This window comes from Citrobacter sp. wls757, from assembly GCF_005280935.1.
Classification (GTDB): Bacteria; Pseudomonadota; Gammaproteobacteria; order Enterobacterales; family Enterobacteriaceae; genus Citrobacter; species Citrobacter portucalensis.
The window spans coordinates 13467-25697 of sequence record NZ_SZWU01000016.1 but is presented as its reverse complement, the minus strand read 5'-3'; the positions used below and the strand labels follow the sequence as shown (position 1 = coordinate 25697).

The 12231-nt window shown below is 48.5% G+C and carries 9 protein-coding genes; 7 read left to right on the top strand and 2 right to left on the bottom strand.

Features of this window, described 5'->3' with window-relative positions; genetic code table 11:
* Positions 1-38: 38 nt before the first annotated feature.
* Positions 39-452, bottom strand: a complete 414-nt coding sequence (gene hns, locus FDW94_RS04385; protein ID WP_003020723.1) for a histone-like nucleoid-structuring protein H-NS — start codon at positions 450-452, stop codon at positions 39-41.
* Between the two features lie 610 nt (positions 453-1062).
* Between hns and tdk the strand changes: the two genes are divergently transcribed.
* Complete coding sequence (tdk, locus tag FDW94_RS04380) at positions 1063-1680, top strand: thymidine kinase (RefSeq protein WP_137377197.1); 618 nt, start codon at positions 1063-1065, stop codon at positions 1678-1680.
* A 237-nt stretch (positions 1681-1917) separates the two neighbouring features.
* Here the strand turns inward: tdk and adhE are convergent, their stop codons facing one another.
* A complete protein-coding gene (adhE, locus tag FDW94_RS04375; protein ID WP_137377196.1) occupies positions 1918-4596 on the bottom strand; it encodes a bifunctional acetaldehyde-CoA/alcohol dehydrogenase in 2679 nt (892 codons plus the stop codon).
* 487 nt (positions 4597-5083) lie between these two features.
* Between adhE and ychE the strand changes: the two genes are divergently transcribed.
* From ychE to oppF, 6 genes are all read left to right on the top strand, one after another.
* Positions 5084-5731, top strand: coding sequence for an NAAT family transporter YchE (ychE, locus tag FDW94_RS04370; RefSeq protein ID WP_003020714.1), 648 nt, complete (start codon positions 5084-5086; stop codon positions 5729-5731).
* A gap of 771 nt (positions 5732-6502) precedes the next feature.
* Positions 6503-8134 (top strand): oligopeptide ABC transporter substrate-binding protein OppA, encoded by a 1632-nt coding sequence (gene oppA, locus FDW94_RS04360; RefSeq protein ID WP_137377194.1) that lies wholly within the window; start codon positions 6503-6505, stop codon positions 8132-8134.
* Between the two features lie 232 nt (positions 8135-8366).
* A complete protein-coding gene (gene oppB, locus FDW94_RS04355; RefSeq protein WP_003020708.1) occupies positions 8367-9287 on the top strand; it encodes an oligopeptide ABC transporter permease OppB in 921 nt (306 codons plus the stop codon).
* A gap of 14 nt (positions 9288-9301) precedes the next feature.
* The gene (oppC, locus tag FDW94_RS04350) at positions 9302-10210 is read left to right on the top strand and encodes an oligopeptide ABC transporter permease OppC (protein ID WP_003020701.1); all 909 of its coding nucleotides are present in this window, start codon (positions 9302-9304) and stop codon (positions 10208-10210) included.
* 11 nt (positions 10211-10221) lie between these two features.
* Complete coding sequence (oppD, locus tag FDW94_RS04345) at positions 10222-11235, top strand: murein tripeptide/oligopeptide ABC transporter ATP-binding protein OppD (RefSeq protein WP_137377193.1); 1014 nt, start codon at positions 10222-10224, stop codon at positions 11233-11235.
* On the top strand, positions 11232-12231 hold a 1000-nt coding region (oppF, locus tag FDW94_RS04340), incomplete at its 3' end, for a murein tripeptide/oligopeptide ABC transporter ATP binding protein OppF (protein WP_137377206.1). The genes oppD and oppF, both read left to right, overlap by 4 nt.

Here is a 12231-nt window from a genome sequence, read left to right as displayed (position 1 = left end):
CCCGCCAGTGGCGGGATTTTAAGCAAACTATTTCTGAATTATTCCTTGATCAGGAAATCGTCCAGTTGTTTACCTTGTTCTTCCATCGCTTTTTTGATCACTGCCGGTGTACGACCCTGGCCAGTCCAGGTTTTAGTTTCACCGTTTTCGTCAACATAGCTATATTTAGCCGGACGTGCAGCGCGTTTAGCTTTGGTGCCAGATTTAACAGCAGCCATGCTATTCAGCAATTCGTTCGGATCAATGCCGTCAGCGATCAGCATTTCACGATATTGTTGCAGTTTACGAGTACGTTCTTCAACTTCAGCAGCAGCAGCGCTTTCTTCTTCGCGACGCTCGCTAACTACAACTTCTAATTTTTCCAGCATTTCTTCAAGCGTTTCCAGAGTGCATTCTCTTGCCTGCGCACGAAGAGTACGGATGTTGTTCAGAATTTTAAGTGCTTCGCTCATTGTAGTAATCTCAAACTTATATTGGGGTGGTTTGTTGAGCTAATAATAGAGCGATAAATTCAGTTGTGCAATAGCCAGGAATGTAAGGAATTCAAAATTGCGCTTTATTTAGTATCAGAATTAATTCTCCTGTCTTAAATTCCCCATGATGTTGGGCATAAAAAAGGCTTATTGGCGAGGGGGCTTCTCAGCGGCTGAGAGTAAAAATTCAAGATTCAGGTCACATTTTATGGTGTACAAATAGTATCTCTTTGCAGTGATTTCAACCTTTTGTATTAGTTTTGCTTACGTGAATTCGCTAATACATGGCGACAGTGGGTAGATTCAATAACAATATGGGAAGGGTTTCTTTATTGCCGTATGATGATAAGTGACATTGATAAATTTCATGAGCACTATTTGTGAAAGAGTGTGTATATACGCGTCCGAGCTCAGGCTGTTTGGTCGATGGTTGTATGCTCTCTCACTATCCGTTACTTAAATTCAGGCGGCACTGTGCGAGCTTGCCCGCTCATTTATACGCCTTTGCGGCCAACGCTACACCGACATGTTCGTGAAATATGATACAATCCAGCCCATATTTATTTCCCCGGGTGAGGGCCTTCGGTCAATGGCACAACTATATTTTTACTATTCTGCAATGAACGCAGGTAAGTCGACTGCATTGTTGCAATCTTCGTACAATTATCAGGAACGTGGGATGCGTGCCGTTGTATATACAGCGGAAATTGATGACCGTTTTGGTGCTGGAAAAGTAAGTTCACGTATAGGTCTGTCGTCACCTGCAAAATTGTTTAACCAAAATTCATCATTGTTCGAAGAGATTCGCGCCGAGAATGCACAGCAAAGAATTCACTGTGTACTGGTCGATGAGTCTCAGTTTCTGACCCGACAACAGGTTTATGAATTATCTGAAGTTGTCGATCAACTGAATATTCCTGTTTTGTGTTACGGCTTACGCACTGATTTTCGTGGTGAGTTATTTGGTGGCAGCGAATACCTGCTTGCGTGGTCAGATAAACTGGTTGAATTAAAGACCATTTGTTTCTGTGGCCGTAAGGCCAGCATGGTATTACGCCTTGATCAGGCTGGAAGACCTTATAACGAGGGCGAGCAGGTGGTTATCGGCGGGAATGAACGCTATGTGTCGGTATGTCGTAAACACTACAAACAAGCGCAGTCTGAGGGCTCTCTGACGGCGATACAAGAACGACACAGCCACGATTAACCCTGTACGCTTCTGAGCGCTTATAAACACAGGGTAGGCCGGAACCTTCGTCAATGTTCTCTACCCTGTCAGACTCTCTTCTGACGGCTAGTCTCACATCTTCCTGAATACATCTCTTACACTGCCATTCTATTCACATGGTTAAATTGTGTATCACCCGATTTTCATAACACAAGACGAAAAAAAACGGCCCCAATAGGGACCGTTTATGATGAAACTAAAACTTATCTGAGCAAATTAAGCGGATTTCTTCGCTTTCTTTTCTGCTTTCGGTGCAGCTACTGCTTCAGTCTTAGCGGCGGTCTGACCTTCGCTATACTCACGACCGTAGTAGGTATCCAGCAGGATCTGTTTCAGTTCAGAAATCAGCGGGTAACGTGGGTTAGCACCAGTACACTGGTCGTCAAACGCATCTTCAGACAGTTTGTCCACGTGTGCCAGGAAGTCAGCTTCCTGAACGCCAGCTTCACGGATAGACTTAGGAATACCCAGTTCAGCTTTGATTTCTTCCAGCCAGCCCAGCAGTTTCTGGATTTTCGCGGCAGTACGGTCACCCGGTGCGCTCAGACCCAGATGGTCTGCGATTTCAGCGTAGCGACGGCGTGCCTGCGGACGGTCGTACTGGCTGAATGCAGTCTGTTTAGTCGGGTTGTCGTTCGCGTTGTAACGAATAACGTTGCTGATCAGCAGGGCGTTCGCCAGACCGTGAGGAATGTGGAACTGAGAACCCAGTTTGTGCGCCATTGAGTGACATACACCCAGGAAGGCGTTAGCAAACGCGATACCAGCGATAGTTGCTGCACTGTGTACACGCTCACGCGCTACCGGGTTCTTAGAACCTTCATGGTAAGACGCTGGCAGGTTTTCTTTCAGCAATTTCAGCGCTTGCAGAGCCTGACCGTCAGAGAACTCAGAAGCCAGTACTGAAACGTAAGCTTCCAGAGCGTGAGTGACGGCATCCAGACCACCGAACGCACACAGGGACTTCGGCATATCCATAACCAGGTTGGCGTCAACAATCGCCATATCCGGAGTCAGCGCGTAGTCTGCCAGCGGGTATTTCTGCCCAGTTGCATCGTCGGTAACGACCGCAAACGGAGTCACTTCAGAACCGGTACCGGAAGTGGTGGTAACTGCAACCATCTTCGCTTTTACGCCCATTTTCGGGAACTTGTAGATACGTTTACGGATGTCCATAAAGCGCAGTGCCAGTTCTTCGAAGTGAGTTTCCGGGTGCTCGTACATAACCCACATGATTTTCGCGGCGTCCATCGGGGAACCACCACCCAGTGCGATGATTACGTCTGGTTTGAAGGAGTTAGCCAGCTCTGCACCTTTGCGAACAACGGTCAGAGTCGGGTCAGCTTCAACTTCAAAGAACACTTCGGTTTCAACGCCAGCAGCTTTCAGAACGGAGGTGATCTGATCTGCATAACCGTTGTTGAACAGGAAGCGGTCGGTCACGATCAGCGCACGTTTGTGACCATCGGTAATCACTTCATCCAGTGCGATTGGCAGAGAGCCACGACGGAAGTAGATAGATTTCGGAAGTTTGTGCCACAACATGTTTTCAGCTCGCTTAGCAACGGTTTTCTTGTTGATCAGGTGCTTAGGACCAACGTTTTCAGAGATGGAGTTACCACCCCAGGAACCACAACCCAGTGTCAGGGAAGGTGCGAGTTTGAAGTTGTACAGGTCACCGATACCACCCTGAGAAGCAGGGGTGTTGATCAGGATACGTGCGGTTTTCATCATCTGACCGAAGTAAGCAACACGCTCTGGCTGGTTGTCCTGGTCAGTGTACAGGCAAGAGGTATGACCGATACCGCCCATCGCAACCAGTTTTTCAGCTTTGATGACTGCGTCTTCGAAGTCCTTCGCACGGTACATTGCCAGCGTCGGAGACAGTTTCTCGTGAGCAAACGGTTCGCTTTCGTCAACAACCTTCACTTCACCGATCAGGATCTTGGTGGTTTCTGGTACGGAGAAGCCTGCCAGTTCAGAAATCTTGTATGCCGGCTGACCAACGATAGCTGCGTTCAGCGCGCCATTTTTCAGGATAACGTCCTGAACTGCTTTCAACTCTTTGCCCTGCAGCATGTAGCCGCCGTGAGTCGCAAAACGCTCACGTACTGCATCATATACAGAGTCAACCACGACGACAGACTGCTCAGAAGCACAGATTACGCCGTTATCGAAGGTTTTAGACATCAGAACAGATGCAACAGCACGTTTGATATCAGCGGTTTCGTCGATAACCACAGGGGTGTTACCTGCGCCTACGCCGATAGCCGGTTTACCGGAGCTGTATGCCGCTTTAACCATGCCTGGACCACCGGTCGCAAGGATCAGGTTGATGTCCGGGTGGTGCATCAGCGCATTAGACAGTTCAACGGAAGGTTGATCGATCCAGCCGATCAGATCTTTCGGTGCGCCAGCAGCGATTGCTGCTTGCAGAACGATGTCAGCTGCTTTGTTAGTTGCATCTTTTGCGCGCGGATGCGGAGAGAAGATGATGGCGTTACGGGTCTTCAGGCTGATCAGTGATTTGAAGATTGCAGTCGAAGTCGGGTTAGTGGTTGGAACGATACCGCAGATGATACCAATCGGTTCAGCAATGGTAATGGTACCAAAAGTGTCGTCTTCAGACAGCACACCACAGGTTTTTTCATCTTTGTAAGCGTTGTAAATGTATTCAGAAGCGAAGTGGTTTTTAATCACTTTATCTTCGACAATACCCATGCCGGATTCGGCAACGGCCATTTTCGCGAGAGGAATTCGAGCGTCTGCGGCAGCCAGAGCGGCGGCACGGAAGATTTTGTCAACCTGTTCTTGAGTGAAACTGGCATATTCACGCTGGGCTTTTTTTACGCGCTCTACAAGTGCGTTAAGTTCAGCGACATTAGTAACAGCCATGATGCTCTCCTGATAATGTTAAACTTTTTTAGTAAATCATCTGCTCGATACGAGAGTATAGACAGACCGACGAAAATTTGTGTAATGGTTTGAAAATCAAACGGTTAATTAACGTCCACTTTACTTTGATTTACTAAAAGAGCTTATACGCTAGCGCCTGTTAACTCTAACGCGTTACCTCCAGGTGGCGTAAGCAAGGTTACTCACTTCTGAGTAGTAATTGCGTGATCTGGATCAAAAATTCGCAAAGCTGACACCTTTCAGCAGGCCCTTTTAGCGTTTCTCGTTAAGTGTTAATAAATTGGCGTAATGAATGCTAATAACATTAGCATATTTAATACATATTAATAACACTGAGTATTGGTAGCGTATTTACATTGATATACGCAGATAGAAGGTGAAGTATGCTGACAAAAGGCGTATCTTCAGCGCGGATTTTATCAATTTTTATGACTCATTTTATCCGGCTAACGCTTCGGAGCTAACCGTGATCCAAACGCTATTTGATTTTCCTGTCTATTTTAAATTTTTCATTGGGTTATTTGCGTTGGTCAACCCGGTAGGGATCATCCCCGTCTTTATCAGTATGACCAGCTATCAAACTGCCGCAGCACGAAACAAAACCAACCTCACGGCAAACCTATCGGTCGCAATCATCCTGTGGACTTCGCTGTTTCTTGGTGATGGTATTCTGCAACTCTTCGGCATCTCAATTGACTCGTTCAGGATCGCTGGCGGCATTCTGGTTGTGACTATCGCGATGTCAATGATTAGCGGAAAACTAGGGGAAGATAAACAAAACAAACAGGAAAAATCAGAAACCGCAATCCGTGAAAGTATCGGCGTTGTGCCGTTGGCATTACCGTTGATGGCGGGGCCGGGGGCGATAAGCTCAACTATTGTTTGGGGTACGCGGTATCATAGCGCGATTAACCTGTTTGGCTTTTTTGTAGCGATTGCGTTGTTTGCCCTGTGCTGCTGGGGGCTGTTCCGCATGGCACCATGGTTAGTGCGTCTGTTGGGCCAAACCGGTATCAACGTCATTACGCGTATTATGGGACTGCTGTTAATGGCTTTGGGTATCGAATTTATCGTTACAGGCATCAAATCCATTTTCCCTGGTTTGCTGGCCTGAAACCTCTCTTCTGTGCAAACGGAGTCGTGTCCGGCTCCGTTTCCTTTCATTATCAGTAAAACTTCTCACTAAAGTTGAAAATCAGCAGAGCAATAATAAAAAATGCTGATGATTAACTCTCCTGTTAGCCATTGATTCTAAAGATATAACACGTCCCAGTACGCCCGGCGAAGACCGATACTGCTGTTATTTTATTAACATCATACTCTGGGGCTTGCTGAAGGATTATCGAAATGTTATTAGTTATTTCAGCCTTTATTTCAGATGAATGTGCTAATTAATAACCAATTGTTAAATTTATGTGCATTTTGACATGGCGTTGACTTCGGACTGGATGGTTAACACCATGGTCGACATAATGCATTGATTTTTGTGAACTTCCCATAATAAATCTTCATTCGGAAGACTTTTTAAGTGAGATTTATTTCCAATAAAAGAGAATTGGTTAACAAATTTGTAAAATGTATTGGCGGTTAAGAAACGCATTTGATACTTTCCGGCCAAGTATTATGCAGAAGAATTCACGTTGATGAGAATCATTTGCAGTTAGTTTCTCTCAACAGGGTAATAGCGTGTTTCCGGCAGGGGAGGCACGTAGAGAATCGACGCAAGGCGGTCATACGAATCGCCAGAATAAATAAAGTCGGTGATAGCAAGCAGTAAAACAATAAACCACCTGACGGCAGAAAATCTCCGGTGCCGTACAGGGATCCTAACAGGATTAACAGTCTGGTTAAAAAACCAGCCATAATAATGAGGGAGTACAACACAATGACTAACATCACTAAAAAAAGTTTAGTAGCTGCGGGGATCTTAACTGCGCTAGTCGCAGGAAATGTTGCCACGGCGGCAGTAGTGCCAGCGGGTGTGCAGCTTGCTGAAAAGCAGACTCTGGTGCGTAATAACGGTTCGGAAGTGCGATCACTCGATCCCCACAAAATCGAAGGTGTACCTGAATCCAACATTAACCGTGACCTGTTTGAAGGTTTATTAATCAGTGATGTCGATGGCAAACCATCGCCTGGCGTGGCTGAAAAATGGGAAAATAAAGATTTTAAAGTCTGGACATTCCATCTGCGTAAAGATGCTAAGTGGTCTGACGGCACGCCTGTTACCGCGCAAGATTTCGTGTATAGCTGGCAACGTTTGGCTAATCCAAATACTGCATCACCGTATGCCAGTTATTTGCAGTACGGTCATATTGTCAACATTGATGATATTATCGCCGGTAAAAAACCGGTCACCGATCTGGGCGTAAAAGCTATCGACGATCATACTTTTGAAGTTACCCTCAGCGAACCAGTTCCTTATTTCTACAAACTGCTAGTGCACTCTTCCGTTTCACCGGTTCCCAGAGCGGCTGTTGAAAAATTCGGCGAGAAGTGGACCCAGCCCGCTAACATCGTTACTAACGGTGCGTATAAACTGAAAGACTGGGTTGTGAACGAGCGCATTGTGCTTGAGCGTAATACCAACTATTGGGACAACGCCAAAACGGTTATTAACCAGGTAACCTACCTGCCTATTTCTTCTGAAGTGACTGACGTAAACCGCTATCGCAGCGGTGAAATCGACATGACCTATAACAACATGCCGATTGAGTTATTCCAGAAACTGAAAAAAGAGATCCCGAACGAAGTCCACGTTGACCCGTATCTGTGCACCTATTATTACGAAATCAACAACCAGAAAGCACCGTTCAACGATGTTCGTGTTCGTACCGCCCTGAAGCTGGCGTTGGATCGTGACATTATCGTCAATAAAGTGAAAAACCAGGGTGACCTGCCAGCATATAGCTTTACTCCTCCATACACCGATGGTGCGAAACTGGTTGAGCCAGAGTGGTTCAAGTGGTCTCAGGAAAAACGTAATGAAGAAGCGAAGAAACTGCTGGCTGAGGCCGGATATACCGCTGAGAAACCGCTGACCTTTGATCTGCTGTATAACACCTCAGACCTGCATAAGAAGCTGGCTATTGCCGCGGCATCTATCTGGAAGAAAAATCTGGGTGCTAATGTGAAGCTGGAAAACCAGGAATGGAAAACGTTCCTCGATACGCGCCATCAGGGCAACTATGATGTATCACGTGCGGGCTGGTGTGCGGACTATAACGAACCGACCTCCTTCCTGAATATGGTACTGTCCGATAGCTCCAATAATACCGTCCACTATAAGAGTCCGGCATTTGATAAGCTGATTGCGGATACGCTGAAAGTGACGGATGAAGCGCAGCGCAGCGAACTGTATTCGAAAGCGGAACAGCAGCTGGATAAAGATTCTGCGATTGTACCGGTTTATTACTATGTTAACGCCCGCCTGGTGAAACCATGGGTTGGCGGATACTCCGGTAAAGACCCGATGGATAATATCCACGTTAAAGACTTGTATATTATCAAGCATTAATGGCAAGACGTGGGGCAATCATGTTGCCCCACAGTGTCTTTTTCTTCGAACTAAAAATACCTCTTTAGACAAAGAGAGGTATACCCTAAATAATTCACGTTGCAGGAAGGCGGCAACGCAGCGAATCGCCAGGAGCTTACTTAAGTAAGTGACTGGCGTGAGCGAGCAAAGCCAACGCACTTGCAGCTTGAAGTATGACGGGTATAAAGGCACACGCCAGAAGGTACGGGCAATGTTAAAGTTTATATTACGTCGCTGTCTGGAAGCGATTCCGACGCTGTTTATTCTTATTACGATTTCATTCTTTATGATGCGCCTTGCGCCGGGTAGCCCATTCACCGGGGAACGCGCATTGCCGCCAGAAGTGCTGGCGAATATTGAAGCGAAATATCATCTCAACGATCCCATCTCGACGCAGTACTTCAGCTATCTGAAACAGCTGGCGCACGGCGATTTTGGACCATCCTTTAAATATAAAGACTACACGGTTAACGACCTCGTTGCCTCGAGCTTCCCGGTTTCTGCGAAGCTGGGTGCGGCAGCCTTTATTCTGGCGGTGCTCGTCGGTGTTAGCGCCGGAGTGATAGCCGCGCTGAAGCAAAATACACGTTGGGACTATACGGTGATGGGGGTGGCAATGACCGGGGTGGTTATCCCCAGTTTCGTGGTCGCTCCCTTATTGGTCATGATATTTGCCATAACCTTGAAATGGCTACCCGGCGGGGGCTGGAACGGCGGGGCGCTGAAATTTATGATCCTGCCGATGGTAGCCTTGTCACTGGCCTACATCGCCAGTATCGCCCGTATTACTCGCGGTTCGATGATTGAAGTACTGCACTCTAACTTTATTCGTACCGCACGCGCTAAAGGGCTGCCGATGCGGCGGATTATTTTCCGCCATGCGTTGAAACCTGCGCTGTTGCCAGTGTTGTCCTATATGGGACCGGCATTTGTCGGCATTATCACCGGTTCGATGGTTATTGAAACCATTTATGGTTTGCCGGGTATTGGCCAGTTGTTCGTCAATGGGGCGTTAAACCGCGACTATTCGCTGGTTCTTAGTTTGACCATACTAGTGGGTACGCTGACCATCGTGTTTAACGCGATTGTCGATGTGCTGTATGCCGTTATCGACCCGAAAATTCGTTACTGATACTGGAGCTCGCTATGATGTTAAGTAAGAAAAACAGCGAGGCGCTGGAGAATTTCAGTGAAAAGCTGGAGGTCGAAGGCCGCAGCCTGTGGCAGGACGCGCGTCGACGCTTTATGCATAACCGCGCGGCGGTAGCAAGCCTGGTGGTGCTGGTAATTATTGCGCTGTTCGTGACGCTGGCACCGATGCTGTCGCAGTTTACCTACTTCGATACCGACTGGGGCATGATGTCCAGCGCGCCGGATACGGAATCAGGCCACTATTTCGGTACTGACTCGTCGGGACGAGACCTGTTGGTGCGCGTGGCAATTGGCGGGCGCATTTCGCTGATGGTCGGCATTGCGGCGGCGTTAGTCGCGGTGGTTGTTGGTACGCTGTACGGTTCTCTGTCGGGCTACCTCGGCGGAAAAATTGACTCGGTGATGATGCGTCTGCTGGAAATCCTCAACTCCTTCCCGTTCATGTTCTTCGTAATCCTGCTGGTCACCTTCTTTGGGCAAAATATCCTGCTGATTTTTGTCGCTATCGGGATGGTCTCCTGGCTGGATATGGCGCGTATCGTGCGTGGACAAACGCTGAGTCTCAAGCGCAAAGAGTTTATTGAAGCGGCGCAAGTGGGTGGGGTGTCTACCGTGCGTATCGTTATCCGCCATATTGTGCCGAACGTGCTGGGTGTGGTGGTGGTTTACGCTTCATTGCTGGTGCCGAGCATGATCCTGTTTGAATCCTTCCTGAGCTTTTTGGGACTAGGTACGCAGGAGCCGTTAAGTAGCTGGGGCGCGCTGCTCAGTGATGGTGCCAACTCTATGGAAGTCTCACCATGGCTGCTGCTGTTCCCGGCTGGTTTCCTGGTGGTCACTTTGTTCTGTTTTAACTTTATTGGCGATGGCCTGCGTGATGCCCTCGACCCGAAAGACCGTTAAGGAGTGCAGCCATGAGCGTAATTGAAACCTCAACCGCGCCGCTCGCGCAACAACAGGCTAACGCACTGCTAAACGTAAAAGATTTGCGTGTGACGTTTGCGACCCCCGACGGCGATGTAACTGCGGTCAACGATTTAAACTTTTCTCTGCGAGCCGGAGAAACGTTGGGTATTGTCGGTGAATCCGGTTCGGGTAAATCGCAGACGGCCTTTGCCCTGATGGGGCTGCTGGCGGCGAATGGTCGTATCGGGGGCTCCGCAACGTTCAACGGGCGTGAAATTCTGAATTTACCGGAACGTGAGCTGAACAAACTGCGCGCCGAGCAAATCTCGATGATTTTCCAGGACCCGATGACGTCTCTCAACCCGTACATGCGGGTCGGGGAGCAGTTGATGGAAGTTCTGATGCTGCATAAAGGCATGAGCAAAGCGGAAGCCTTTGAAGAGTCGGTCAGAATGCTGGATGCGGTGAAAATGCCGGAAGCGCGTAAGCGTATGAAAATGTATCCTCATGAATTCTCCGGTGGTATGCGTCAGCGCGTAATGATCGCCATGGCGCTGCTGTGCAGGCCCAAATTACTGATTGCCGATGAACCAACCACTGCGCTCGATGTGACGGTACAGGCGCATATTATGACGCTGCTGAATGAACTGAAAAGTGAATTCAACACCGCGATTATCATGATCACCCACGATCTGGGGGTTGTTGCCGGTATTTGCGATAAAGTCTTGGTGATGTATGCCGGACGTACTATGGAATACGGCAGTGCGCGGGATGTCTTTTATAAACCCGTTCATCCGTATTCGATTGGTTTGCTAAATGCCGTACCTCGTCTGGATGCCGAAGGGGAAGAGATGCTCACTATCCCTGGCAACCCACCGAACTTACTGCGTCTACCAAAAGGTTGTCCATTCCAGCCGCGTTGCCCGCATGCGATGGAAATCTGTAGCAGTGCTCCGCCACTGGAGGAATTTAGCCCAGGCCGTCTGCGTGCCTGCTTTAAGCCGGTGGAGGAACTGGTATGAATACGGTTATCGAACAACGTAAAGTGCTCCTTGAGATTGCCGACCTTAAAGTCCATTTCGATATTAAAGATGGCAAACAGTGGTTCTGGCAACCGTCTAAAACCCTGAAGGCGGTTGATGGCGTAACCCTGCGACTGTATGAGGGCGAAACCCTGGGCGTGGTCGGTGAATCAGGCTGCGGGAAATCGACCTTTGCCCGTGCGATTATCGGCCTGGTGAAGGCCACCGATGGAAAGGTTGCCTGGCTGGGTAAAGATTTACTGGGCATGAAACCCGATGAGTGGCGGGAAGTGCGCAGCGATATCCAGATGATTTTCCAGGATCCGCTGGCATCGTTAAACCCGCGCATGACCATTGGTGAAATCATTGCCGAACCGCTGCGAACTTATCATCCGAATCTTCCTGGTCAGGAAGTCCGCGACCGTGTGAAGGCGATGATGATGAAGGTTGGATTACTGCCCAACCTGATTAACCGCTACCCACATGAGTTTTCCGGTGGCCAGTGTCAGCGTATCGGTATTGCCCGCGCGCTGATCCTTGAACCAAAGTTGATTATCTGCGATGAACCGGTTTCGGCGCTGGATGTATCAATCCAGGCCCAGGTGGTTAATCTGCTGCAACAGCTTCAGCGCGAAATGGGATTATCGTTAATCTTCATTGCTCACGACCTCGCGGTGGTTAAACACATCTCCGACCGTGTGCTGGTTATGTATCTCGGACATGCGGTGGAATTAGGGACTTATGACGAGGTGTACCATAACCCGCTGCATCCTTATACCAAAGCGCTGATGTCTGCGGTGCCGATCCCCGATCCGGATCAGGAAAGGAACAAGGTTATCCAGTTGTTGGAAGGCGAATTACCGTCCCCGATTAATCCTCCTTCCGGTTGCGTGTTCCGTACGCGCTGTCCGATTGCTGGACCGGAATGCGCAAAAACGCGCCCGGTTCTGGAAGGAAGTTTCCGACATGCAGTTTCCTGCCTGAAAGTAGACCCGC